The sequence below is a fragment of the Blastococcus mobilis genome (assembly GCF_900188025.1).
In the GTDB taxonomy this organism is placed as follows: domain Bacteria; phylum Actinomycetota; class Actinomycetes; order Mycobacteriales; family Geodermatophilaceae; genus Blastococcus_B; species Blastococcus_B mobilis.
The window spans coordinates 59,224-83,053 of record NZ_FZNO01000021.1; the positions used below are offsets into that span (position 1 = coordinate 59,224).

The following is a 23,830-nucleotide window of genomic DNA, read 5'->3' on the forward strand; positions in this document are numbered from 1 at the left end:
GGGCGGTTGCTCCGGGCCCGCCTGGCAACCTGGTGAGGTCGGGCCCTCGTCGGGGCGTCGGGACAGTGGGGAGCCTGAGTGCACACGCGAGGTCGTCTGCTCGGCAACCGGTACGAGCTGCTCATGCCGATCGCGAGCGGCGGGATGGGCCGGGTGTGGCGGGCCCGCGACACGCTGCTGGAACGGCCCGTCGCGGTGAAGGTGCTGCGCAGCGAGCTCACCGGGGACAGCACCTTCCGCGCCCGGTTCCGGGCCGAGGCCCAGCACACCGCGGCGCTGCACCACCCCAACATCGCCTCGGTCTTCGACTACGGCGAGCTCGAGGAGGACGGCGAGCAGCGCGCCTACCTCGTGATGGAACTGGTGGAGGGCGAGACGCTGTCGACGCTGCTGGAACGGGAGGGGCGGCTCGACGCCGCGCGCACTCTCGGCATCCTGCGGCAGATGTCCGGCGCGCTGGCCGCCGCGCACGCCGCCGGGGTGGTCCACCGGGACGTCAAGCCGGGCAACGTGCTGGTGGGAACCGACGGCGTCGTCAAGATCACCGATTTCGGCATCGCCTGGTCGGCGTCCAGCGTGCCGCTGACGGGGACCGGGCAGGTCGTCGGCACGGCGCACTACCTCGCACCCGAGCAGGCCGCCGGCAGCAAGGCCACGCCGGCCAGTGACGTCTACGCACTCGGGGTCGTGGCCTACGAGTGCCTGACCGGCCGGCGGGCCTTCGACGGCGAGAACTCCGTGCAGATCGCGCTCAAGCAGATCCGTGAGGAGCCCGCGCCCCTGCCGCCCGACGTGCCGGCCGGGCTCCGCGCCGTGGTGGAACGGGCGATGCTCAAGGATCCGGCCGCCCGGTTCCCCGACGGTGCCGCGCTGCACGCGGCGCTGGACGGCGTCACCGACGTGAGCCCCGCCCCTCGGCCGGCCGGGCGGAACGGGACGGCCGTTCTTCCGCTACCGCTCGCGCCGGCCGCCACCCCGGGAGCGCCTGCCGCGGAGGGCGTCACCCGGCGACGGCGGCGCGTCCCCGTCCCGATGCTCCTCGGGGCGCTGGCCGCCCTCGTGGTGATCGCCGTCGTCGTCGCTCGGGCGCAGACCGGTGCGGGGACGACTCCCGCTGAGCCGGCGGTTTCCGAGGCGACGACGGCTCCGCCGGCTCCGACGACGCCGGCGACCGTGGCCCTCGTCGCGGCGGAGCTCCTCGGACGGCCCGTCGAGGAGGTCCACGCCGAGCTCCTGGCGCACGGCCTGCAGGTGCAGCTGGCGCCGGTGGAGACGGCGGACGTCGCGGCGGGTCAGGTGACGGCCGTGGCCCCCGAGGGGGAGCTGGCGCCCGGCGCGCTCGTCACGGTCGCCCACGCCGTCGCGCCGCCACCCCCGCCCGCGGAGAATCCGAAGGGCGAGGGGGACGAGGAGAAGGACGAGAAGAAGGGGAACGGCCGCGGGAACGACAAGAAGGACGACGACTGAGCTCCGTCCGGGCGACGTCCCCCGGGCGGACGAGCGAGGACGATCAGTCGCCGTCGGCTCCCGCCGGGGGGACGACGGGGGAGTAGTCCGGGCCGTCGTCCCGGCTGTACTGCCGGCGTTCGAGACGGAGGGACGAGTTCCGGACGGTGGAGGCGTGGTCGGCGATCTCGGCGGTGCCACCCGCCAGCCGCTTCTGCAGGACCAGCACGCTCGCCCGGTGGTCCTGGATCGTGCGCAGCAGCTCGTCGAAGCCCTGGTCGACGACGTACTTGGTGCGATCGACCAGATGGATGACGGTGTCGGGATCGGTCTCCACCCGCTCGATGTGCACCGGATCGATGGAGAAGTGCTCGCCGTTGCGGCAGGTGACAGCGATCATGGGAGCGGTCCTTCCGCTCAGGCGGGGCAGCGGACCCCGTTGTCGCCGGTCACGGCTCTCTCCCCATCGGCTGGACGGACCGGCGGCTGAAGCCGAATGTCGGCCGTCTCACCCTCGGGGTGAAGGAGTATCCGCAGGCCGGGCGCTGCTGGTCAGAAGCCGAAGAGGAGGCCGAGCCCGCCGACGGTGAACAGGACCATCACGATCACCAGGGGCAGCTGGTCGGACGCCCGCGCCCGCCGCGCGCAGAGCAGTGCCCGTTCGTGGGCCAGCGTCACGCCCACGACGTGGCCGGCCACCACCGCGCCGACCTGGACGAGCGCGATGACGTCGGAGCTGACGGCCGCCAGGTCGACCCTGTTGTCGTAGGTGCCGAACAGGTCGACCCCGGCCACGCCGAACGGGTTGCTGGCGAGGATCCAGGTCGTCTGCCCGTCGAGCATCAGCAGGCTGAAGTAGTGGGCCACCGTGTAGCCGAGTGCGATCGGGATGACCGTCGCCGCGTACCGCCGCGGCTGCACCCCCGCCTCCTGGCTCGCCAGCCGCCCCGACAGCCGGGTGCCGAGCACGTACAGGGCCGCCACCAGCGCGATCATCACCGTCAGCCCGAGGGTCCCGGACAGGATGTCGTTCGCCGAGCCCGGCCCGGTCTGCCAGAAGACGGTGCGCGACAGCCCGTCGAAGGCCGTCGACCCCAGCAGGACGACGACGACCGCTGCGAGCCCGGGCACCGCAGGAGCCGCCGTCGCGGTGGCCAGCGGGTTGCGCAGTACGAGACGCCCGTCGGCGCGCCGTCCCCAGGGGGACAGGCGGGCGATGAGCGTGGAGTAGACCTCGAAGCCGTCGCCGTGGGCGAACCACTGCTCCCCGAACCGGAGCGCCAGCGCCAGCTGCACGGCCGCGTAACCGATCAGGAAGACGGCGACCGTCGCCGGCTCCGCGCGGCCGGGGTGGACGAGTTCCAGCCAGAGGAAGACGACGAGGAACGCCGCGGCCGGCCACAGCCCGACCGCCGGCAGCCGCCCGGCCCCTGGCGCGGACGGCACCAGCCGGCGCAGTCCGCGGTGCAGCAGCCGCAGCGGGTTCGCCGCCCGCCAGACCGGGCCCAGCAGCAGGCTGGCCGGTACGAGGCCGACCCAGAAGGTCACGTACAGCACCCACGGTGCGAGGTTCCGCGACGGCTCCGCCGGACCGGCGACGGCCACCCCGGTCACCAGGACGGCGCCGGCCAGGGCCACCGCCTGGAGGGTGGTCGGGACGGCGCCGCTGTCGACGGCCCGCTGCAGGGCCTGGGGGAGCGGGCGCCCGGAGTCGGCGCCCCCGAGCCTCGGCGTCCGCCAGAACAGCAGGAGCACGGCGAAGCTGAGCAGGATCGCCGCGCCCGCGCCGTAGAGCGCCAGGCCGAGGGGGATCGGCAGGTCGGTCCGGGATCCGACCCCGTGCGCGAGGGCTTCCACCCGGGAACGCTCAGCCGACCTGGAGCGAGAGCAGCACGGTGCCGGCGTCGTGCAGTTCCACCTCGAAGACCCCGGGGATGGTCGCCGTGAAGGCCAGCTCCGCCGGTTCGCCGGGGACCAGCTCGGCGGTGAGGTCGTAGCCGTGCACGTGCACCTCGTCGGCGACGTCGGAGGTGACGGCCAGCGTCACCTGCTGCCCGACAGGGACCGGGACCCGGCCGGTGTCCCCGCTGACCTGCCCACCGGCCACGGTCACCTCGATCCGCTGTCCCGAGGTCGCCGGGGCGGCGGACGCCGGGGCCGTGCCGGCCGCCGAACTCGGCGTCGATGCCGTGCTCGGGGAGGCGGCGGAGTCGGTTCCCGCGCAGCCGGTCAGGGCGGCGGTGAGCGTCAGGCCGACGAGGGCAGCGGGGAGTCCGGCGGGACGAAGGGGCACGGGCGGATCTCCGGGGCGGGGGCGGGCGGGTCAGCGGTGGCCGAGCGCGCTCGTCACGCGCGCGGTGTCGTCGGCCGGCGGATCGGCAAGGGCGTCCGGGCAGGGCTCGCGGACGCCGGCCCGCCGGGAGTAGCGGCCCACGCCCCACGAGATGGTGGCGATGAGCGCGAGCGTGCAGAACAGGACGACGAGGTTGGACACCGCCCAGAGACCGCCACCGGCGTTCTTCAGCTCGCGCTGGAGGATCTCGATCTCCGGGATGGCCGCCCGGGTCATGCCGTCCTCGGCCGGGACCTCGTCCTCGCCCAGGGCCTCGTCGGCGGGCAGGTAGATCGGCATCGCGGTGAGGGTCCGGCCGTCGTGGATCCGCAGCAGCGTCTTCCAGGTGCCGTGCAGCGGCACCGGCTCCGTCGTCCGGTACGCGCCCTCGCCGGTCTGCTCGAGCGGGGTGACGACCAGGCCACCGCCCTGCCACGAGGTGATCTGCAGCCAGGCGGGGTCGTCGACGAAGTCGGCCGGGTCGAGCTGCACCGTGATGTCGGCCGTCCGGGGGTCCTGCTGCACGTCCTCGATGCCGAAGGTGGCCTCGAGGTCGTCGGGAACGGTGGCCAGCAGGCCGTTGGTGACGGCGGCGGCCAGCACCACCAGCGAGCCGACCAGGACGGTCCGGGCGACGGCGGGGCGGGGGAGCCGGCGCCGCAGACCGGAGGCGAGCAGGGCGCCCAGCAGGCCGCCGACCACGCCGCCCACGATCGCCATGAGCGTGCCCTCGACGAGGATGTCGCTGCCCCACGAGAGGGTCTGGGTGAGCTGGGTCCAGCCGGCCTCCGTCGCGTGGCCGACCGTGCCGATCGCGACGCCGGCGACGGCGCCGAAGACCAGCGGACGGCGGGCGAGCGGCACCGACAGGGCCAGGAGTTCGACGACGATCGCCGAGCCGAGGTACAGCGGGAAGGCCGGCAGGATCTCCCCGAGCGCGGGCCCGACGATCAGCGCGATCCCGCCCCGGATGACGAGGAAGAACGCCGCGGCGGCCAGCGCGCCGCCGCGGCCCATGAACAGCCGGGCGGCGACCAGGGTGATGCCTGCGGCGCCGGCGATCATGAGCGGCTCGAGGACCAGCCGGAACTGGGGGACGTCGAAGTCGTACTCGCCCTGGAAGACCGACATCCCGAGCAGCAGGCCGCCCGTCGCCGACGCCTGGCGCACGAAGCGGGCGGTGCGACCGACCCTGCGGTCGCCGTCGTCGGTCGAGAGGCTCCCGTGGCCCTCCTGCTCGAGGAGGAGCAACCCGACGATGGACAGCCCGGCGCCACCGATGAGCATCAGGTGGGTGGGGCCCCACAGCGTCACGTCCTGGCCGAACATCCGGTGCCAGACGTCGTCCAGGGGGAACCCGAGCAGGGCGTAGAAGCCGGCGGCGGTCACGACGATGCCGCCGATCGGGACGTCCCAACCGCGCAGGAAGTGGACGGCGGCCGGTCCGGGCCGCTCGTCCAGCGGCATCGCGCAGGCCAGGACACCACCGGCGAAGAGCCCGAAGAGCCCGAACAGGATCAGGTAATGCGCCGGGTTGGCCAGTGGCCCCTCGTCCCGGCCGACGCCGATGTGCAGGCTGATGTCCCACATCATCCCCAGCAACGCCACCATCAGGGAGAGCGTCGTCAGGACGGTGGGCAGGGCGACCCATGCCGGGGCGCCGGTGGCGTTGCCGAGGCGCGTGCCGATCCGGGTCAGGACGGTCGAGCGCCGTGTCCGGTGCAGGAACACCAGGCCGAGCAGCACCGCGGTCAGGCCCAGCCCGATCCCGGACGCCAGGACCACCTCACCGATCGCGGCGCCGCCCGCGGGACGTGTATCAGCTGCGAGCAGCATGGAAACCCCTGAGAGCCATGTCGGCTATGGAACACCGACCACCGTTACATCAGCAACTGATACATAAACGACGGCGCTACCGTGGGGGTCACGATGAGAGGAGGTGTCCGTGGTCACGCCCGAGAAGCCCCTGAGCGACGGCGAGGACGTCGACGGTGAACTGACGGTCGACCAGCTGGCCGCGCGCGTCGGGGTCACGGTCCGCAACCTGCGCGCCTACTCCGCCCGCGGGCTGCTGCCCCCGCCCCGCATGGTGGGCCGCACCGGCTACTACGGACGCGAGCACGTCGCCCGGCTGCTGCTCGTCCGCGAGATGCTCGCCGAGGGCTACTCGCTGGCGATGATCGAGCGGACGCTGGCCTCCGCGCCCGCCAACGCCAGCAGCACCACCCTTGCGCTGCACCGCGCGCTCCTGGCCCCGTGGTTGCCACCGGAGCCGGAGACCATGACCGGCGCCGAGATCGCCGCCCGCGCCGGCGTGCCGGAGGACTCGTCGCTCGTCGACCGGCTGCCGGAGCTGGGCCTGGTGGAACGGCTCGGCGACGGCGTCCTGCGCGTCCTGGACCCGGCCCTGCTGGCCGCGGGGCTGCAGGTGGTTCGGCTGGGGATCCCGCCCGACTCCCTGATCGACGCCCAGACCCGGGTGAACGAGCACGTCCGCGAGATCGCGCAGACCTACGTGCAGATGTTCGTGCGGACCGGCTGGCAGGCGTTCGTGGACGCCGGCGCTCCGCGCGACCAGCTGGACACCATGCGCGACACGGTGGCCCGGCTGCAGCCGGCGGCGGCGCAGGCGGTCCTCGCGGCCTTCCGCACGGAGATGGCCGCCGCGGTGGGAGCGGCCCTCGAGACGGCGCTCAGTCGGCTCGAGGAGGAGTAGGGATCTCCTCGCGCCGCATCCCTCGCCGGTCGGCCTCGGCGGCCTCCTCGCGCGCGCTGAGTCTGCGGTCGCGGACGACGGCGCCGACGACGAGCGCGAGCAGGATCGCGGCGGGCACGAAGAAGCCGACGGTGCCGATGATGCTCAGCCCGTCGGTCGCCAGCAGGTCCACGGCACCGGTCACCCCCGCATGTGACACCGTTCGCTGACACGGTGTCAAACGGAAGGCGTCAGTCGCTGTTCCGGCCGTCCCGCCAGTAGCCCATGAAGGCGACCGAGCGGCGGTCGATGCCGCGCTCCTGGACCAGGTGGCGTCGCAGACCCTTGACCACGCCTGCCTCGCCGGCGAGCCAGGCGTACACGCCCGAGGATCGGCCCGGCGCGGCGTCTTCCGGTGGCACCTCCCAGAGGATGCCGGCGTCCACGTCGACGTCGTCGAGTTCGATCCCGGCCCTGGGGGAGAGGGTGTCGGCCAGCTCCTCGAGTGCGTCCATGACGGCAGCGGTCAGCAGTGCGCCCCGCGGAGCGGGTGGTGTGCCGTCGTCCGGCCGGCGCGGCAGCCAGGTGATCTCGACGCCCGCGGGCGCGGCCGTGTTGAGCGCGTCCGCGGGCGTCGGCACCTCCAGGAGCACCCGCGCGGGACGGTCCGCGGAAAGGCTCTCGACGATGGCGCAGACGGCGGGCACCGCGGTCTCGTCGCCGGCGATCAGCAGGCACGAGGCGTCGGCCGGCGGTTGCCACTCGAAGCCGCCGGTCGGGCCGGGGAACCTGGCGTTCGGTGCGATGAGCACGATCTCGTCGCCGACGACGGCGGTCTCGGCCCAGGCGGAGGCCGGGCCGGTCGCCCCGTGCAGCACGAAGTCGACGTCGACCTCTCCGCGTTCGGGCCGCAGCGCGCGGATGGTGTACGTACGGATCGGCATCCGCCGCTCGTCGGGCAGGGCCCGCCAGGCGCCGTACCAGTCGGACTCCGACGGGCAGTCGTCGATCCCGCGGCCGGGCAGCGGCAGCATGACCTTGATCCGCTGGTCCCGGCCGTTCGACGTGAGGTCGGCCATGTCGGCGCCGGTGAAGGTGACCCGCAGGAAGCTCGGGCTCAGCCGCTGCAGCCGCGACACCCGGACGGCGAAGGGGCGGTACACGGGAACCTCGAGTACCTCGACCGTCATGCGCCCTCCTCGACCGCCCGCTCGATCTTGCTTAGGTTAGCCTCACCTGCCTTCTGCGGCGGAGTCTGGCACACGGTCGCGGAGGGATCCAGCGGCGCGGCCCACCGGCGGGACGCGCCCTTCCCGAAGGAGAACGATGAGACGCACTGCCCTGTCCACGACCGGCGTGGCCCTCGTCCTCGCGCTGTCCCTCACCGCGTGCGGGGGCACCGACGACACCGAGTCGGCCGCCGCGCCGACGGCCACCGAGGACGCGGCCTTTCCGCGCACGGTCGAGCACGCCATGGGCAGCACGGAGATCCCGGAACGGCCGGAGCGGGTGGTCGTGCTGGACACCGGCGAGCTGGACGCCGCGCTCTCTCTCGGCGTCACGCCGGTCGGCGCCGTCACCACCGCCGTCTCGGAGGACTCCCTGAGCTACCTGGCCGACGACGCCGGCGACGTGGCGGTCGTCGGCACGATCGCCGAGCCGAACCTCGAGGCGATCGCCGCCCTCGAGCCGGACCTCATCCTCTCGAACAAGACGCGGCACGAGGACATCTACGAGGAGCTGTCGCAGATCGCCCCCACGGTCTTCGCCGAGCGCGTCGGCGCCGTGTGGAAGGAGAACTTCCGGCTCGACGCGGAGGCGCTGGGCTTGGCGGACGAGGCCGAGGAGCTGCTCGAGACGTACGGGGCCGACGCCGCCGCGCTGGGCGAGGACATCGGCGACCCGGCCGGGACGACGGTGAGCACCATGCGGTTCGTCGAGGGCGCCATCCGCGTCTACACGGCGGAGTCGTTCATCGGCACGGTCATGTCCGACATCGGTCTGGATCACCTGCAGCTGCCCACCGCGGAGGTCGCCACCTTCGCCGAGCTGAGTGCGGAGCAGGTCACCGAGGCCGACGCGGAGATCGTCCTGTACTCGTCCTACGGCGCGGCTGACGACTCCGGTGAGGCCACGGTCGTCGCCGGCCCGCTGTGGCCGCGGCTGACCGCCGTCGCCGAGGGGCGGGCCTTCGCCGTGGAGGACGACGTCTTCTACACCGGCATCGGCCTGCGCGCGGCCACGCTCCAGCTGGCGGAGCTCCGCGATCTGCTGGTCGACTGAAAGAGGACCCCTCCGCCCTCCACGCCTCGCAGGCTCGGCGCGGGACCCGGCAGAGGGGCCGAACGACGTGGGCCGCTTCCCGTACGGGAAGCGGCCCTCGGTGCGTTCGGGGGAGCGGCGGTCAGGGCGTCTCGGTGGAGATCTGCGCGGCGAGGTACTGCGGCGCACCGACCCGCTCGATGGCGGCCAGCTGCGCCTCGAACCAGTCGGCGTGCTTCTCCTCGTCGCGCACCATCTCCTCGAAGACGGCGGCGGTGCCGTGGTCGCCGAGGTCGTGGCACTCCTTCGCCGAGGCGTTGAACTGGGCGACCGCCGCCTTCTCGCCGTCGAGCGCGAGCACCAGCATCTCCTCGGCGGTCTCGCCGACCCGGATGGCGCCCAGGCGCTGCAGGTTCGGGTGGCCGTCGAAGAGCAGGACGCGCTGGATCAGGTCGTCCGCGTCACGCATCTCGTCGATCGACAGGTCGTAGAAGACCTTGCCGAGCTTGGGCAGGCCCCACCCGTCGAGCATGCGGGCGTTCAGGAAGTACGTGTTGGTGACGGTGAGTTCGAAGGTCAGCGCGTCATTGAGCAGTTCGACCACACGGGGGCTAACGGGCTGCACCAGCCACTCCCAATTCTCGTTCGGCCGCATGCTCTTCGGTACGGCGTTCGGCTCCGACCGGGCAATGCTGACACACGAGCTCACGGAGGGAGCTGATGCAGTTGCCACAGGTGCGCCCCGCCCCGGTCTCGCGGGCGACGTCGGCCACGCAGCGGGCGCCGTTGGCGATGGACTCGAGGACGTCCCGGTCGGTCACCACGTTGCAGTGGCACACGTACATGGCACTCGCCTCACCGGTCGTGCGAACAGGGCCTGCCTCCCAGAGGCTCGACCCTGGGCACTGGGATGCAGGTTAGCCTGACCTAAGTGACCGCCGTCAAGTGTCCTGGTCAGAAAGCCGGCGGGTGTTCTAGGTTCGCCCCGTGCCCGACCTCGCTGCCCGAGCTCGCATCTTGCTCGACCTGCACACCGCACCGGAGATCCTCGTCCTGGCCAACGTCTGGGACGTCGTCTCCGCGCGGGTGGTCGCCGCGACCGACGGTGTCCGTGCCCTGGCCACCGCCAGTCACTCCATCGCGGCGACCTTCGGCTACGAGGACGGCGAGAAGATCCCGCTGGACCTGCACCTGGACATGGTCGGCCGGATCGTCGCCGCCGTGGACCTGCCGGTGACGATGGACATGGAGGCGGGCTACGGCAACCCCGGGGAGACCGCCCGCCTGGCGATCGGGGTGGGCGTCGTGGGCGGCAACCTCGAGGACCGGATGAAGCCGCTGGACGACGCCGTCGCCGCGGTCGAGGCCGTCCTCGCCGCCGGCCGCGATGCGGGCATCGACTTCGTGCTCAACGCCCGCACCGATGCCTTCGTCCGCGCACCGGAGGACGCCGACCGGGCCGACGTGCTGGCGGAGGCGATCCGCCGGGGGCGGGCGTTCCTCGACGCGGGGGCGCCCGTGGTGTTCGTGCCGGGCGTGGTGGCGCGCCCGGAGATCGAAGCCCTGGTCGAGGCGCTCGGGCCGCGGAAGGTCAGCCTGATCAGTGCGCCCGGCCGCTCGTTGCCGGCCGCGGAGCTGCAGGACCTGGGGGTCGCGCGGGTGTCGACCGGGCCCTTCACCCAGCGGGTCGCACTGACCGCGCTCCAGCACGCGACGGCCGAGGTGATCGGGGGAGGAGTGCTCCCTGCGGGCACCCGCGCGCTGAACTGAAGAAGGACCGGGAGGCGCGGTGCGCGCGTCCGAGGGGCTGGCCTGGATGGCGGACGTCGTCGCCCCGTCCGGCGCCGACCGGGTGCTGGAGGTCGGCTGCGGTCACGGCGTCCTCGTCTCGCCGCTCGCCGCCAGGCTGAGCGGCGGGCTGGTCGTGGGCGTCGACCGGTCACCCACGATGATCGCCACAGCGGCCCGCCGGAACCGGCAGGCCATCGAGGCCGGGCGGGTCCGCCTCACGACCGCCACCCTGATCGAGGCCGACCTCGGCCCCCGGAAGTTCGACCTCGTCGTCTCGTTCGACGTGCGGGCGTTCTGGACCCCGCCCGCAGCCGAGTGGGACGTCGTCGATCGCGTGCTGGCGCCGGGCGGCCGCGCCGTCGTCGCCTGGTCGGTGATGGCTCCGGGGGCTGCCTCCTCGATCGAGGAGGCGGTGCGCCGGCTCGCCGGTGCCCGGGGCCTCCTACCGGTCGGCGTGCACCGGGGGAGGACGGCACCGATGGAGTCGGTCGCGGTCGAGCTGACCAGGAGCCGGACGGCACCCTGAAGGCGCGGGCGGCGCTGGTGTGTACGACGGGCCGACTACGCCGCGACGCCGACCGACTGCGTCGCCGGTCGCGAGGGCGCGGCGGCGGGCTCGCCGGCGTCCGCGGGTGATCCGGGGTCGACCCGCGCGGTGGCCGGGACGAGGCGGTCCCTCAGCGCGAGCACGGGGCGCTCCACGAGCACGGTGGCGGTCACCCCGACCACGATCGCGGACCCGTACTTCGCCAGCTGTGCCAGGGGAGTGGTCGAGCCGTAGCCGAGTCCTGGCAGGTGGTCCAGGACGACCTGTGCCGCGAGCAGGTGCCAGATGTAGATCCCGTAGGAGTAGCGGCCCAGCATCGCCAGCGGACGGCTGAGCCAGCCGGCACGGGGGACCCATGCGGCTCCGTGGAGGAGCAGCAGGAAGCCCGCGCCCGTGACGTAGGCGACCGTGTAGCCGACCGTGCTGCCCAGTACGCCCTGCTTGCCCACGGTGGCCAGGAACCAGATCCCGGCCGCGGTCACCACGGCCCACGGCCATCGCCGCTGCAGGAGCCGCTCGAACGTCGCTGGTGCATGGACGCGCACCACGGCGAGCAGTACACCGGCCGCGAGCGAGTCGACCCGGAAGTGCGTTCGCCACTGCAGGCGGACCTCGCTGACCCCGGTCACCACGCCGGCGACCCGCAGGGTCAGCGCCGCCACGAGCACGCCCAGGAGGACGACCACGAGCAGACGCACGGGCCTGCGCCGGCGGGCGAGGATCGGGAAGGCCACGGCCAGCGCCAGGTAGAAGTGCTCCTCCACGGCGAGGGACCAGAGGTGCGCCAGCGACGTCCCGGCGTAGTTCTGCACGTGCAGGGCGTTCTGCCACAGGTAGGACGCCCACGGCTCGGCACCGACGACGGCGTGCACGGCGAGGAAGACGTACAGGACCGGCCAGAGCTTCAGGACGCGGCGAGCGGTGAACCGGCGCCCGTCGAACCCGCCGGTCCGGGCGTGCTCCCGGAGGACCAGCTGTCCGAGAAGGAAGCCGCTGAGCACGAAGAACAGGTCCACGCCGGCCCACCCGAAGACCCGGCCCGGCCACTGCAGGGCGTCCAGCGCGAGGCTCCCGCTGGGTTCGGGGCTGAAGTGCCAGCCCAGTGCCAGGACGATGGCGACACCTCGGACGACATCGAGGTCGAGCCTCCGACGGCCCCTCGGTGGTCGGGCCTCCCGACGTCGCGCGCGCAGGGCCGAGGGGAAGGTGAGTGATGACATCCGGTGCCAGGCTATGAGCGGAGGGTCGTCGTCGCCCGCCGAGATCGGTCGCTGTGACCGACGCCGCTGCGTCCTCGCCGAGGGCGTGCGGTGTCCTCCCTTCGGAGGAGCCGGGCCCGGTCATCGGCCCTCGGCTCAAGCTCACCGGCCCTGCTGCCGATCACCCGGTCAGGTGAACGGAGGACCCTGCCTCCGCACCCCTGTCATCGGTGAGGAGCAGTCGTCGTGCCCGCACAGTCCGTGCTCGTCGTGGAGGACACCGACGAGATCCGCGAGCTCGTCACCACGGTGCTGCGCCGGGCCGGGTTCGACGTCCGCGAGGCGGCCTCCGGGGCCGCGTGCCTCGACGAGGTCCGCCGTGACGCCCCCGACCTGATCGTGCTCGACCTCGGGCTCCCCGACGCCGACGGCACCGAGATCTGTCGGCAGATCCGGGCCGAGACGCAGTGCTACGTCCTGATGCTGACCGCGCGCGCCGAGGAGGTCGACCTGCTCATCGGGCTGGCCGTCGGCGCCGACGGGTACATGGCCAAGCCGTTCTCCCCGCGGGAGCTGGTCGCGCGGGTGCAGGCGATGCTGCGCTTCCCTCGGACCGCCCCTGCGGCGGCCGGGCCTGCGGCTGTTGCCGAGGAGTCGGTGCGCCGGCTCGCCGAGCTCGAGGTCGACGAGGGGAGCCGCGAGGTGCGGGTGGACGGCGCCGTCGTCGACCTGACCCGTACCGAGTTCGACCTGCTCGCCGCCCTGGCCTCCCGGCCGGGCCGGGTGCTGCAGCGGGAGACGCTGCTGCGCGAGGTCTGGCAGACCGACTGGGAGGGCAACCTCCGGCTGGTCGAGGCCCACATGTCCAACCTGCGCCGCAAGCTCGTGGCCGCCGGCCTGAACTCGCCCGAGATCCGCACCGTGCGTGGAGTGGGTTACCGGCTCGTCGCCTGACCGGCGAGGGCCTGCCCGCCCCTCTCGACACGTGCGCAGACGCTCACCAGCTGCATCAGCCGGGCGTGCGCCACGATCCCGCGCCCGGCGTTCTCGGCGATGGCGTGCGAGGCGGCGGCGATCTCGGTGTGACCCATGCGGTCACTGGCCTCGGCCAGGATCTCGGCGGCCGTCGCGACGGCCAGGGCGTCGCCCTCCTGCGCGCTCGTCGCGATCGACGCCAGCCGGTGCGGCAGGGCACTCACGTACATCTCCGCGGCCCGCTCGAGCCCGTCGGTCCCCGTCTGCGCGACGGGCGGTGCGACGTCCGGAGTCGATCGCACGGCCGGTGCCATGCCCTGCATGACGTCCACGAACAGTCGCGGGTCGACGGGTTTGGCGAGGCAGGCCACCGCTCCCGCGGAGGCGGCCAGTGAGCGCACCTGCTGGGTCCGGGGCGACGTCGTCACGAGGAAGCGGGCGCGGCTGCCGTTCTGCCGCAGCCGGCGCATGAGCGTCGCGCCGTGCCCGTTGCGCATGGACATCTCCGTGACCACCAGGTCGGGTCGATGACGGCGGCCACCCGGAGGGCGGCGTCGGTGCCGACGGCCTGGTGGACGCGCCAGCCGCCCAGCTGCAGCAGGGTGGTGATCCGGCGACGGGCGGCGGAGGATCAGACCCGCGCCAGCTCCTGGAGTTCGACGACCCTGGCGTGTGCCATGACGCCGCGGCGGGCGTCGGCGGCGATGGCTCGGCAGACCGAGGCGACCTCGGGATGCCCGAGCTGGCCGCTGGTTCCGGCGAGGGTGTGCGCGGCCGAGACGACGGCCGGCGCGTTCCCGGACCGGGTGCCGGAGGCGATGGCCCTGAGGCGGCCGGGCAATGCGTCGACGTACATCTCGTGGAGCCGGTCCATCAGTTCGGCGTCGACGTCCGCGTCGTGCAGGTCGGCCCATTCGCGGACCTCGGTGAGGGGGACCTGAGCAGCCGGCCCCGTGGTCCGGCTGCGCAGGAAGTCGAGAAGGAGGCGTGCCCCGACCGGCTTGGCGAGGCAGGCCATCGCGCCGGCGGTGACCGCGTCGGCCCGGACCTCGTCGCTGGGGTCGGAGGTGACCACGAGGAAACGGGCGCGGGAGCCGTTGCGGCGCATCCGGCGGAGCATCGCCGGGCCGTTCCCGCCGGGCAGCGACACGTCGGTCACGACGAGGTCGACGTCGATGGAGGCGGCCTGCCGGAGCGCGTCCGCGGCGTCGGCCGCCTCGCGGACGTGCCACCCGCCGAGACGGAGGAGCCCGGCGACCCGGCGGCGGGCGTCGGCCTCGTCGTCGACGACCAGGGCGGTCAGCACGACATCACCGCGGACGGGACGGACTCCTTGGTCCAGCCATGGCTGGTGAGCGTCGTGACGGTCACGCGCGGCTGGAACTGGAGGGAGTCCCGGTCCATGCGGGCGGAGTAGGAGCGCCCGGCGCTGTCGGTCTCGGCGATGACGGCGGAGGTCCCGTCGTTGAAGTGGGCCGTGACCCGGTAGCCGATGACCCCAGCCGTGGTCTCGCTGGCCGGCCAGGACACCGTCGCGTCGACGTAGTGCACCGGGTGGCAGTAGGTGACCTCTGCGGACACCCAGCCGGGAGCGGCGACGGTGCCGGTGGAGATGCCGACGGCGACGGCGGCCGAGTCGGTGAAGGTGGCCGAGGCCGGGACCGCAGGCCCGACGATGACGGTCAGGGTGAGCCCGATCAGGGCGAGGATGCGGCGGGTCGTGGTCATGCCCGTGCCTCCTCCTGCTCCGGCGTGGGCCGCCAGATGCTCAGCAGCACCCATCCGGCGAGGAGCGCCGGGGCGCCGTAGAGCAGCAGCTGGGCCACCACGGGGGCGCGCAGCGCCTGGATCACGTGGCCGAGCTCCGGGACGACGGCGCGCAGCTCGTAGGCGGTGTCGCCGTGGAGCGTGGCGACCCAGGGGTCGACCGCGGTGTTGGCGTCGCCCTTGGTCAGGACCTGGACGGCGCCGTCGGCGTCGGTCTGCACGGAGACGACCCGGTGGGTGACGAGGCTGCGGTCCTCGATGGGCTTGTGGTACGCGATCACCATGCCTTCGGTGATCTCGGACATCGCGATCGGCGTGACGACGGTGACGTCACCCGGGTCGATCTCCGGCGACATGCTGGGGGTCAGCATCGTCATGGTGCGGTAGCCCAGCAGGTGCGGGCCGACGGCCAGGAAGAGGAACGCCAGGACGGCCAGGCCCATGACGCCGCGGACGAGCCACGGGGCGACACGGCCCATGGCGTGGCCGGCCAGGTCGGCCCAGTGGCCGACCTCGAAGCGCGGGTCTCCGGCCGGGGGCAGCGCGATGGCTGCCCCCGGGCGGACGGGGAGGGTGGCGGTCATGGCGAGAGCTCCGAGTGGTCGTCAGGCCGTGATCAGCGGGCGGTGCCGGTGCGCTGGGTGCCCGTGAAGGTCAGGCTCAGCGCGGCGGACTTGCCCTGGAAGGAGTCGTCGGCCCCCACCGGCAGCGAGACGGTGAACGTCAGGTAGTCCGTCCCACCCGGGGTCAGCGAGGCCGGGTTGGCCAGGGGGATGTTGTTGACCACCGGGCCGGACGCGAGCAGCTTCTCGCCGCTGGAGCAGGTGTAGGTGGGAGCGCTCGCGGTGCCGGCCTGCGTCCAGGCGACCGCGCAGGACTTGACGGCCATCTGCAAGCCGTTGGTCAGGTTGGTGGTCAGGATGCTGGGAGTGGCGTCGGTGGTGCCCAGGACAACCGAGCCCAGCGGCGAGCTGCCGCTGTTGACCAGGTTGACCGCCCGGGTCAGCGAGTCGCCGGGCAGGAAGCCCTCGGTGCTCACCGGGATCGTCGCGCCGACCGGGCCGGCGTTGATGTCGAGGGTGGCCGAGTTGATGGTCGTCTTGACCGGGGTGCTGCTGTCGGTGAAGGTGCCGAAGGTGCCCATGCCGGCGACCGCGGCAGCGGCGCCGATGACGCCGAGCGAGCCGACGACCTTGCGGGCGGTGGTGCTGTTCTTGACCGTGGTGCTCATGTCCGAGTCTCCCTGTGTCAGGTGCGTCGGCCGGTGTTGCCCGGCGACAGGGAGAACTCTGGAGGCCGTACCTCAGGGCACCCGCCAGCGTTCCGCAAGGAATCCGCAAGGAATCTGCGGACCTGGCGCAGTCGCGGGGTGTTTCCCGGGTCTTGGGTCGTCGGGCTGGGCGTCAGCGGGTGCCGACCGGCCTGCCGGCCGGCCCAGGGCGGATCGTGCGGGCAGGATCAGGCGGCGGCGCGGGGCAGCGTCAGCGTGAAGGTCGTGCCCGCACCCTCGGCGCTGACGAGGTCGAGCGTGCCGCCGTGGGCGGTGGTGATGGCCTTGGTGATGGCCAGGCCGAGTCCCACACCCGGGACGGCGTTGCGCTGAGCGGTGGACGAGCGGAAGAAGCGGGTGAAGAGCTTGCCCTGCTCCCCGGTCGGGATGCCCATGCCGGTGTCGCTGACGGCCAGTTGCGCCACCGGGGCCGAGCCGGGACGCTCGTCGGCGCTCACCGTCCCGTCGGCGGTGGCCCACGCGGTGCGCAGCGACAGGGTCACCCGGCCACCGGACGGCGTGAACTTCACGGCGTTGGACACCAGGTTGTCGCACGCCTGACCGAGTCGGACGGCGTCGCCAGGGACGACGAGACCCTCTTCGGGGACGTCGAGGACGACCTGGACGCCGGCGGCCGCGGCGGTGACCCGTACGCTCTCCTCGGCCGAGCGCAGGACGTCGGTCAGGTCGACGTCCCGCGGCTCCAGGCTGAAGCGCCCGGCGTCGACCTGCGCGGTGAACAGCAGGTCCCCGACGAGGCGGAGCAGCCGGTCGGCGTTGCGCTCGACCGTGGTCAGGTACGCGCGCTGCTCGTCGGTGAGGGGCTGGTCCTCGTCCTCCAGGACCAGTTCGAGGTAGCCGAGGATCGACGTGAGCGGAGTGCGCAGCTCGTGGCTGATCAGGCTGACGAACTGGTCCTTCATCCGCTCGGTGGCCCGTGCCTCGGTCATGTCGGTGCCCACGAAGTTCCAGCCGGCGTGGACGCCACGGTCGTCGGTGCGCGGGGTCACGGCCACGGAGACGATCCGCTGCTGCCCGTCAGCGGCGAGATAGGTCCAGTCGCGGACGTCGCTGCCGTGCTCCTGTGCGGCATGCACGAGGGCGGCCAGACCGCTCGCCGGGCCGGTCGCGATGTCGAGGCTCTGCGCCTCCGCCTCCAGCTCCTCGGGCAAGTGGAACTCGACGATCGAGCGCTTGCGGACGACGTCCGGTCGCGGCAGCCCGAGCATCTTCTCGGCCCCGGGGTTCCAGACGCGGATGACGCCGTCCCGATCGGTGCCGATGATCGACTGCTCGGTGACCGCGTCGATGACGCTGGTCATGGTCTGCGCGCGGGCGGCGAGCATGCGGGTGGCCAGATCGAGCTCGTCGGCGCGGGTCTGCACCTGGGTCAGCAGTGCTGCCCGCTCCTCGCGCAGCTGGTCGGTCTCCGTCGTCCGTGCGCCGAGCGTGCGGGTGGTCTCGTTGACCGCCAGCCCGCCGACGGCGACCGCCAGCGGCCCCAGCAGCAGACTGCCGGGGAGGACGCCACCGGCGGCCATTCCGGAGGTCAGCAGGTCCGGGACCGCCAGGACGGCGGCCGTGCCGAGCGCGGCGACGACCACGCCACGACGCCCGGGGGCGGCACAGAGCGCCAGCACCGGCCCGAGGAGGAGGAAGAGCACGGCGGCGCTACCGGTGCCCGCGGACAGGAGGCCGATGGCGGCGAGCTGGGTCAGCGGCACGACCATTGCGCCGTCACCGGCGAAGGACGGGCGGGCGACCAGGCGGGCCACCGCCGTGGCCAGGAACGCCGTCGTCAGCCCGGCGAGGACCAGTTCGCTGTCGGTGACCGGGAGCGCGCCGCCGGCCAGGAGGACCGCGGCCCCGGCGAACATGGCTGCGGACGGCAGCGCGTTCTGCAGCACCGACGCCGGATACGGGACGGCGGCGCGTACCCCCGCGGGACGGGTGCGCCGAGCCGGCCGCAGAACGCCGGCGCGTACCCCCGCGGTCGTCATGCGGGTTGCCTGGCCGCGAGCGCACGGACCTGGTGCACCAGCCCGGCAACCGCGAACGGCTTGGCGAGGTAGGCGTCGGCGCCGGCGGACAGACCCCGGGCGACGTCGTCCAGGGACGCGCCGGCGGACAGCAGCAGGATGCGGATGCCCGCGGTGGCGGGGTCCTCCCGGAGGGCGGTGCACACCTCGAGGCCGGTGGTCCCGGGCATGGACACGTCGAGCACGGCCAGATCGGGCACGTCGGCGCGTGCGGCCGCCAGCGCGGTGTTCCCGTCGGCCACCGAGCCGGTGACCGTGCAGCCGGCCTTGGTGACCGCGAGGCACACCAGCGCGCGGATGTCGTCCTCGTCGTCGGCGACGAGCACCCGGACGGACGGCGAGACCGCCGTCGCCGGCGGGACGAGAACGGACACGGCCTCGTCCACGGGCGGAGCTCCTGTCGGTCAGGCGACCCCCCGGGGGAGTCGAGTGGCGTCGTCACGACGGACAACGGCCTCCTGAGCAGGGGCCTGCAGGCTGCGGCGCCCTGCCTCACCCCGTGGGGTGAGCAGCCGCGCGTACGGCGGATGGGCGGCGGCGGACAGCACTGCGCCCCGCCGGGAGAACCCGGCGGGGCGCAGGCGTACTGGGCGGGTCAGGCGGACCCACGGTTCACGAGCCGGATGCCTGGCTCTGCACCGTCTGCTTGGACTGCTGGGCCTGGCCCTGCACGTCCGCGGCAGCGGACCTGCCTTCTTCGGTCACCGTGGTGGCGGCGTCCTGAGCGGTGGACTTCACGGAGTCCACGGCCTGCTGCGCGGCCGGCTTGAGCTGGTCGCCGATCTCCTGGGCCGCCTGCTTGGCCGGCTCCAGGAGGGCGTCCTTGTTCTCCCTGATCGTGCTCTCGGCCTGCTGGGCCAGCTGCTTCTCCTTCTCCGAGGCCGGCAGAAGGCTCGAGACGAGCCAGCCGACACCGAAGGCGATGAGGCCTGCGGCCAGCGGGTTGCCCTGGGCCTGCCGGACGATGGTGTCCGGGGCCTGCTGGACGGCGCCGACCGCGGACGACGCCGCGCTCTGCACCGAGTCCGCCGCGCTGGACGCGGCACCCTGCACGGAGCCGGCCGCGTTCGAGGCCATGCCCTGCGCCTGCGAGGTCGTGTCCTGGGCACTGCCCATGACCTTCTCCCTGATGCTGCTCATACGGCCCTTGGCAGCGGTCACGCGACGGTCCACGACGCGCGCCGGGTTCACCTTCTCGTTGAGGGCGTCGACGTCGTAGCTGAGCTCGCGCCGGGTGTCCTCGATCTGCCGCCGGATGACGTCCGGGTCACTGCTGGTCATGTCTATCGGCTCCTGCCGTTTCGAGATAAGTCAGTGGTCGGGTGGTCAGTTGGGCTTGAGGGCGCCGGGAACCTGCTGGAGGGTGTCGACGGTGCGCTCCGGCTTGGGATTCACCTGCTGGAACTTCTTCCGGCCCATCACGAAGGCCACCGCGCCGACGATGCCCCAGAGGACCGCCACGATGAGCGCGGCGAGGCCGATGTCCATGACGTTGGCCAGCGCCCACCACAGGGCGAAGGAGAGGAACATCAGGACCATGTAGCCGGCGAAGCCCGCGGCGCCGAACATGCCGGCGCCCTGGCCGGCCTTCTTCGCCTCGGCCTTGACCTCCACCTTGGCCAGCTCGAGCTCCTGGCGCATCAGGGTGGAGAGATCCTTGGTGACCTCACCGATCAGCTGGCCGACCGAGGTGCCCTCGACGTCGGGACGGCCGGCGTCGGTGGTCGGCGTGCCCATCTCGCCGCTGTAGTCGGCGGCGTAGTTCTGCTGGGTCGTCGGGGTCGGGTCCGGCGGCGCGTAGCCCTGGGGGGCTCCGGCGGCGGAGGCCCCGGAGTACGGGGTGCTCATCGATCAGCCCACCCCACCGGAACGCCGCGCCGGGTCGTCCCAGCCGGCCGGGGTCGCCGGCGGCACCATGCTGCCCTCGGGCGGCACCGTGCCGTACGGCGGAGGCGGCAGCGGGGTGCCACCGGTGGTCGTGCCGGTGCCGGTGCCCGTGCCCGTGCCGGCGTAGGTCTCCGTACCGGTGTAGGTGCCCGTCGCCGGGTAGTCGGAGTAGGTGGGGGCCTGGTCCACGTAGTTCGACTGGCCGGAGTGCCCACCGGTGGACGGCGTGTCGCTGTGGGCGGCCTTGACGCCGCTGGTCAGCCGGCCGGCGAGCACGCCGGCAGCGGCGGCGCCCAGCAGGAACAGGCCGGGCCTGCGGCGGGCGAAGCGGCGGACCTCGTCCAGGAGCTCGGCCGGCTCCCGGTTCTGCAGCATGGTCGCGAAGTTCTCGACCGAGCTCGACGCCTGCTGGAGCAGGTCACGGGCCGGGCCGGGGGCCCCCTCGCTGCTGCCGTCGGCCAGTGCGCGCAGCTCCTGCGCGATCGAGGACAGGCTCTGTCCGGCCTTCTGCTGCTGGGAGACGACCTGGTTCTTGACCTGGCTGCGGCCCTGGTCGAGCAGGTCCCTGGCCTGGCGCTGCGTCTCGTACGCAACTTCCTTGGCCTGGTCGGTCGCGACGGACGCGACCTGGCTCCCGGCCTGGGTGGCGGTCTGCCCGACGTTCTTGGCCTCGCCCATTGCGACATCCTTGGTGCCCTGGGCGCGCTCGGTGCTCGACTGGGAACCCGACCCCGCGGTGGCGGGGGGCGGGAGTGGGGCGTCGATGGAGTGAGTCATCGGTCCTCCTCGGCATGGATCGTGGTCGGATGAGGCGCTACCCCGGAGCCGTGCGGCCACACCTGCCGATGTCGGCGAAGCGGGCGTAAACAGCGGCTTTCCACCCGGCGCATCCATGCGTCACGGGCGGGCGGAAGACAGTTGGCGGCACGGCGGGGCGCCGCGCCGATCCCTGTCCCGTGGGGAGCGCCGCAGACCCCCGGTACCCGGCCCACCCCGTGATCGAAACGGAACTGCCTGATCAGCCTGCCCACTCGAAGCGCGGGGGCCGGCGTCCGGCGAAGGCCGCCACCCCCTCGGCGAGCTCACCCGCAGTGATCGTCTCCCGGTACCAGCGCGCCACGACGCCCTCTCCGTCGCCCCCGGCGGTGAGGTCGGCGACCACCTCCTTGGTGGCCCGCTGCGACAGGGCCGACCTGCTGGCCAGGACGTCGGCGAACCGCCGGACCTCGGTCCGGAGTTCCTCGGCGTCCACGACCCGGTCCACGAGGCCCGCCCGCAGCGCGGTCGGGGCGTCGATCAGCTCGCCGCTGAACAACAGGTACTTCGTCATCGACGGCCCGACGAGATCGATCAGCGCCTTGGTGGACGACGGTGTGTAGACGATGCCCACCTTGGCGGGCGTGACCCCGAAGACGGCGGTCGGATCGGCGAACCGCAGGTCGCAGGAGGCGGCGATCTCGACGCCGCCGCCGATGCAGTGCCCACGGATCATCGCCACGGTGGGCTTCGGGAAGTCCCGCAGGGCCGCCTGCGCGGCCAGGTTGTCACGGCGGACGTCGGCCATGGGGTCGTCGGGGTCGGGGCCGCCGAGGAGGTCGGAGATGTCGGCCCCGGCGCAGAAGCTGGGGCCGGCACCGGTGACGACGAGGACGCGGACGGCAGGATCGTCGGCCAGGGTGGCGAGGACGCCGGGCAGCGCCGCCCACATCGCCGCCGTCATGGCGTTGCGCTTCTCCGGCCGGTCGATGGTCAGCACGGCGACGTGGCCGTCCCGGGAGACGGCGAGCGGGACGTCGGTGGTGGGCCGGCCCATCAGCCCAGGTCCTCCGTGGTGAAGGTGTCGCACTGCCGGGGATCGCCGGTCTCGTAGCCGGTCATGAACCACTTCTGCCGCTGCTCGGACGAGCCATGGGTGAACGCGTCCTGGTCCACCCGGCCGGTGCCGAGGTTCTGCTGGATGAAGTCGTCCCCGATGCGGCCGGCCGCATCCAGCGCGCGGTCGATGTCCTCCTGGGTGATCTCGGCGATCAGCGGCTCCCCGGACTCGTCCGGCACCGTCTCCGCATGGTGGGCCCAGGCGCCGGCGTAGCAGTCCGCCTGCAGCTCGAGGCGGACCGTGCCGCTCCGCGGGCCGCTCTCCCCGGGGCTCACCTGCCGGTTGGTCCCCAGCAGGTTCTGGACGTGGTGGCCGTACTCGTGGGCGATCACGTAGGCGTTGACGAACAGTCCCCCCTGCGCGCCGAACTGGCTCTGCAGCTGGTCGAAGAAGCTCAGGTCGATGTAGACGAGCTGATCGGCCGGGCAGTAGAAGGGCCCCGATCCGCTGGAGGCCGCGCCGCAGCTGGTCTGCACCGAGCCGGAGAAGAAGACGGTGTCCGTCGGCACGTAGTCGGCGCCGAGCGTCCGTGTCCAGTAGTCCTGGATCGAGTCGACGTCGGCGGCCACGGCGCAGTCCACGGAGTCGTTGGCGGCGCCGCTGTCGGAGCAGCTGGCCTCGAGCTGGCTGTTGTCGGCGGTCTCGCCGGCGGCGAGGCCACCGAGCCCGCCGAGTGCCGCGCCGGTCCCGCCGTCCCCACCTCCGAGGACCTGGAACAGGACGACGATGACCAGTCCCACCAGCCCCAGCCCACCGCCTCCGACGGCGACCCCGCGACCACCACCGAGGCCACCGCGTCCGCGACGGTCCTGGATGCTCGACAGGTCGACGTTCCCGCCTTCGCGGTACCTCATCCTCGGATGACCTCCTGGTCGGGTTCGGACATCGCGAAGCGGACCTCCACCGCGCCGTGGACCTCCTGGCGGGGCGGCGTGAGGTCGAGGTGTACCTCGCTGCTCTCGAACCGTGCCATCGACGCGATGGGGGCCGCGACTCGGAGAGCGCCCCCGCCCGGCCCGATGTCGTCGGCCGGTTCCGGCTCGACCCGCAGCAGGGCCTCGCCACGGACCAGCACCTGAGGACCGGCGACCTGCGGCGTGGGACTGTTCATGGCGACCTCCCGGACGGTTCGGCGGAGGGACTGTCGCAGACGGCAGGATCCAGCGGACAGGGCGGATCGCACACAGCACGGGCGGACACGTCCTAGGGTCGTTCGCAACCGACGAAGGGGAGTGGGTCGTGGCGGTCTCCAACCGCATCCGTGCCGCCTTGACGACGACCGTGCTGACCACGGCCGCGACCGGGTTCATGGCCGGATGCGCTGCCGGCGGTCAGGAGGAGGAAGAGGAGCAGGTCGCCTACTGCACCGACGAGAACGGCGAGATCGTCGACGAGGACCTCTGCGACGACGACCGGGCCGGCGTCGGTGGTGGGGGCCTGTTCTTCCTCTACCTCGGGGCGTTCCGCCCGGGTCTGCCGGTCGGCACCGTGCTGCCGCGAGGCGGCACCCGGATCAACCCGGCGGACACCGTGGCGCGCCAGCGCGCGGGCCTCCCGCCGACCGGCAAGGTGAGCGCCGGGCAGCGGGTGAGCGGCGGGATCGGCAGCGGGGTCGGCAACAAGGCCGGCACGGGCGCCGGAAGCTGACCGGTGCCGCGGCACGACAACGGAGGCGACCGGCGCCGTGGACCGAGGAGCGGAGCGCCCGCGGAGGCGACCGTGCCGTCGAGCGGGGAGCGGAACG

General features: G+C 73.1%; 29 protein-coding genes. 7 read left to right on the forward strand and 22 right to left on the reverse strand.

Annotated elements, in window-relative coordinates:
- Positions 1-78: 78 nt before the first annotated feature.
- Positions 79-1,467, forward strand: a complete 1,389-nt coding sequence (locus CHB94_RS17640; protein ID WP_254920734.1) for a protein kinase domain-containing protein — start codon at positions 79-81, stop codon at positions 1,465-1,467.
- Positions 1,468-1,510: 43 nt separating this feature from the next.
- Here the strand turns inward: CHB94_RS17640 and CHB94_RS17645 are convergent, their stop codons facing one another.
- The 4 genes from CHB94_RS17645 to CHB94_RS17660 form a co-directional block, all read right to left on the reverse strand.
- Positions 1,511-1,846, reverse strand: coding sequence for a flagellar FlbD family protein (locus CHB94_RS17645; RefSeq protein WP_089337858.1), 336 nt, complete (start codon positions 1,844-1,846; stop codon positions 1,511-1,513).
- A gap of 152 nt (positions 1,847-1,998) precedes the next feature.
- The gene (locus tag CHB94_RS17650; RefSeq protein ID WP_089337859.1) at positions 1,999-3,303 is read right to left on the reverse strand and encodes a hypothetical protein; all 1,305 of its coding nucleotides are present in this window, start codon (positions 3,301-3,303) and stop codon (positions 1,999-2,001) included.
- Positions 3,304-3,313: 10 nt separating this feature from the next.
- Complete coding sequence (locus CHB94_RS17655) at positions 3,314-3,739, reverse strand: cupredoxin domain-containing protein (protein ID WP_254920735.1); 426 nt, start codon at positions 3,737-3,739, stop codon at positions 3,314-3,316.
- Positions 3,740-3,769: 30 nt separating this feature from the next.
- The gene (locus CHB94_RS17660) at positions 3,770-5,614 is read right to left on the reverse strand and encodes a hypothetical protein (protein ID WP_089337860.1); all 1,845 of its coding nucleotides are present in this window, start codon (positions 5,612-5,614) and stop codon (positions 3,770-3,772) included.
- Between the two features lie 109 nt (positions 5,615-5,723).
- Between CHB94_RS17660 and CHB94_RS17665 the strand changes: the two genes are divergently transcribed.
- Positions 5,724-6,494, forward strand: coding sequence for a MerR family transcriptional regulator (locus CHB94_RS17665; RefSeq protein ID WP_176445617.1), 771 nt, complete (start codon positions 5,724-5,726; stop codon positions 6,492-6,494).
- On the opposite strand, the gene CHB94_RS17670 is transcribed toward CHB94_RS17665, so the two are convergent.
- Together CHB94_RS17670 and CHB94_RS17675 are read right to left on the reverse strand one after the other, a co-directional pair.
- Entirely contained in the window at positions 6,472-6,678 is a 207-nt protein-coding gene (locus CHB94_RS17670) for a hypothetical protein (protein WP_089337862.1), read from the reverse strand. The genes CHB94_RS17665 and CHB94_RS17670 overlap by 23 nt on opposite strands.
- Before the next feature lie 46 nt (positions 6,679-6,724).
- The gene (locus CHB94_RS17675) at positions 6,725-7,663 is read right to left on the reverse strand and encodes a siderophore-interacting protein (protein ID WP_089337863.1); all 939 of its coding nucleotides are present in this window, start codon (positions 7,661-7,663) and stop codon (positions 6,725-6,727) included.
- Positions 7,664-7,799: 136 nt separating this feature from the next.
- Between CHB94_RS17675 and CHB94_RS17680 the strand changes: the two genes are divergently transcribed.
- On the forward strand, positions 7,800-8,756 hold the full coding sequence (locus tag CHB94_RS17680) for an ABC transporter substrate-binding protein (RefSeq protein WP_089337864.1): 957 nt from the start codon (positions 7,800-7,802) through the stop codon (positions 8,754-8,756).
- Positions 8,757-8,877: 121 nt separating this feature from the next.
- On the opposite strand, the gene bfr is transcribed toward CHB94_RS17680, so the two are convergent.
- Both bfr and CHB94_RS26790 read right to left on the reverse strand, forming a co-directional pair.
- Complete coding sequence (gene bfr / locus CHB94_RS17685) at positions 8,878-9,360, reverse strand: bacterioferritin (RefSeq protein WP_089337865.1); 483 nt, start codon at positions 9,358-9,360, stop codon at positions 8,878-8,880.
- Positions 9,347-9,580 (reverse strand): (2Fe-2S)-binding protein, encoded by a 234-nt coding sequence (locus tag CHB94_RS26790; protein WP_089337866.1) that lies wholly within the window; start codon positions 9,578-9,580, stop codon positions 9,347-9,349. Before CHB94_RS26790 ends, bfr begins: the two co-directional genes overlap by 14 nt.
- Before the next feature lie 142 nt (positions 9,581-9,722).
- Here CHB94_RS26790 and CHB94_RS17695 point away from each other — a divergent pair, with 142 nt between their 5' ends.
- Together CHB94_RS17695 and CHB94_RS17700 are read left to right on the forward strand one after the other, a co-directional pair.
- On the forward strand, positions 9,723-10,505 hold the full coding sequence (locus tag CHB94_RS17695; RefSeq protein ID WP_089337867.1) for an isocitrate lyase/PEP mutase family protein: 783 nt from the start codon (positions 9,723-9,725) through the stop codon (positions 10,503-10,505).
- 19 nt (positions 10,506-10,524) lie between these two features.
- Positions 10,525-11,052, forward strand: a complete 528-nt coding sequence (locus CHB94_RS17700; protein WP_217899362.1) for a class I SAM-dependent methyltransferase — start codon at positions 10,525-10,527, stop codon at positions 11,050-11,052.
- Between the two features lie 35 nt (positions 11,053-11,087).
- On the opposite strand, the gene CHB94_RS17705 is transcribed toward CHB94_RS17700, so the two are convergent.
- Positions 11,088-12,293, reverse strand: coding sequence for an acyltransferase family protein (locus CHB94_RS17705; RefSeq protein ID WP_089337868.1), 1,206 nt, complete (start codon positions 12,291-12,293; stop codon positions 11,088-11,090).
- Between the two features lie 225 nt (positions 12,294-12,518).
- On the opposite strand from CHB94_RS17705, the gene CHB94_RS17710 reads away from it, so the two are divergent.
- Positions 12,519-13,226, forward strand: a complete 708-nt coding sequence (locus tag CHB94_RS17710) for a response regulator (protein WP_089337869.1) — start codon at positions 12,519-12,521, stop codon at positions 13,224-13,226.
- Here CHB94_RS17710 and CHB94_RS17715 read toward each other — a convergent pair.
- The 13 genes from CHB94_RS17715 to CHB94_RS17775 all read right to left on the reverse strand — a co-directional run bounded on the left by CHB94_RS17715 (position 13,208) and on the right by CHB94_RS17775 (position 23,197).
- Positions 13,208-13,963 (reverse strand): response regulator, encoded by a 756-nt coding sequence (locus tag CHB94_RS17715; protein WP_254920739.1) that lies wholly within the window; start codon positions 13,961-13,963, stop codon positions 13,208-13,210. The genes CHB94_RS17710 and CHB94_RS17715 overlap by 19 nt on opposite strands.
- Positions 13,879-14,553: a response regulator gene (locus tag CHB94_RS17720; protein WP_089337871.1), complete on the reverse strand. Its 675-nt coding sequence runs from the start codon at positions 14,551-14,553 to the stop codon at positions 13,879-13,881. The genes CHB94_RS17715 and CHB94_RS17720 overlap by 85 nt, the downstream gene beginning before the upstream one ends.
- Positions 14,547-14,975 carry a hypothetical protein gene (locus CHB94_RS17725; protein ID WP_089337872.1) on the reverse strand — a complete coding sequence of 143 codons (429 nt, stop codon included), beginning with the start codon at positions 14,973-14,975 and terminating at the stop codon, positions 14,547-14,549. The genes CHB94_RS17720 and CHB94_RS17725 overlap by 7 nt, the downstream gene beginning before the upstream one ends.
- Positions 14,972-15,598 (reverse strand): signal peptidase I, encoded by a 627-nt coding sequence (locus CHB94_RS17730; RefSeq protein ID WP_217899363.1) that lies wholly within the window; start codon positions 15,596-15,598, stop codon positions 14,972-14,974. The genes CHB94_RS17725 and CHB94_RS17730 overlap by 4 nt, the downstream gene beginning before the upstream one ends.
- Positions 15,599-15,630: 32 nt before the next feature.
- Positions 15,631-16,245 carry a TasA family protein gene (locus CHB94_RS17735; protein ID WP_089337873.1) on the reverse strand — a complete coding sequence of 205 codons (615 nt, stop codon included), beginning with the start codon at positions 16,243-16,245 and terminating at the stop codon, positions 15,631-15,633.
- Between the two features lie 227 nt (positions 16,246-16,472).
- Positions 16,473-18,284: a sensor histidine kinase gene (locus CHB94_RS17740; RefSeq protein WP_089337874.1), complete on the reverse strand. Its 1,812-nt coding sequence runs from the start codon at positions 18,282-18,284 to the stop codon at positions 16,473-16,475.
- The gene (locus CHB94_RS17745) at positions 18,281-18,709 is read right to left on the reverse strand and encodes a response regulator transcription factor (protein ID WP_217899364.1); all 429 of its coding nucleotides are present in this window, start codon (positions 18,707-18,709) and stop codon (positions 18,281-18,283) included. The genes CHB94_RS17740 and CHB94_RS17745 overlap by 4 nt, the downstream gene beginning before the upstream one ends.
- Positions 18,710-18,935: 226 nt before the next feature.
- Entirely contained in the window at positions 18,936-19,604 is a 669-nt protein-coding gene (locus CHB94_RS17750; protein WP_089337875.1) for a DUF3618 domain-containing protein, read from the reverse strand.
- A 45-nt stretch (positions 19,605-19,649) separates the two neighbouring features.
- Positions 19,650-20,171, reverse strand: a complete 522-nt coding sequence (locus tag CHB94_RS17755; RefSeq protein ID WP_089337876.1) for a phage holin family protein — start codon at positions 20,169-20,171, stop codon at positions 19,650-19,652.
- 3 nt (positions 20,172-20,174) lie between these two features.
- Entirely contained in the window at positions 20,175-20,987 is an 813-nt protein-coding gene (locus tag CHB94_RS17760; RefSeq protein ID WP_089337877.1) for a hypothetical protein, read from the reverse strand.
- 241 nt (positions 20,988-21,228) lie between these two features.
- Positions 21,229-22,023, reverse strand: coding sequence for an enoyl-CoA hydratase/isomerase family protein (locus tag CHB94_RS17765; RefSeq protein WP_089337878.1), 795 nt, complete (start codon positions 22,021-22,023; stop codon positions 21,229-21,231).
- Positions 22,023-22,940 carry a KPN_02809 family neutral zinc metallopeptidase gene (gene ypfJ, locus CHB94_RS17770; protein WP_089337879.1) on the reverse strand — a complete coding sequence of 306 codons (918 nt, stop codon included), beginning with the start codon at positions 22,938-22,940 and terminating at the stop codon, positions 22,023-22,025. Before ypfJ ends, CHB94_RS17765 begins: the two co-directional genes overlap by 1 nt.
- A complete protein-coding gene (locus CHB94_RS17775; RefSeq protein ID WP_089337880.1) occupies positions 22,937-23,197 on the reverse strand; it encodes a hypothetical protein in 261 nt (86 codons plus the stop codon). The genes ypfJ and CHB94_RS17775 overlap by 4 nt, the downstream gene beginning before the upstream one ends.
- A gap of 128 nt (positions 23,198-23,325) precedes the next feature.
- On the opposite strand from CHB94_RS17775, the gene CHB94_RS25305 reads away from it, so the two are divergent.
- Positions 23,326-23,733 (forward strand): hypothetical protein, encoded by a 408-nt coding sequence (locus CHB94_RS25305; protein ID WP_089337881.1) that lies wholly within the window; start codon positions 23,326-23,328, stop codon positions 23,731-23,733.
- Positions 23,734-23,830: the final 97 nt, after the last annotated feature.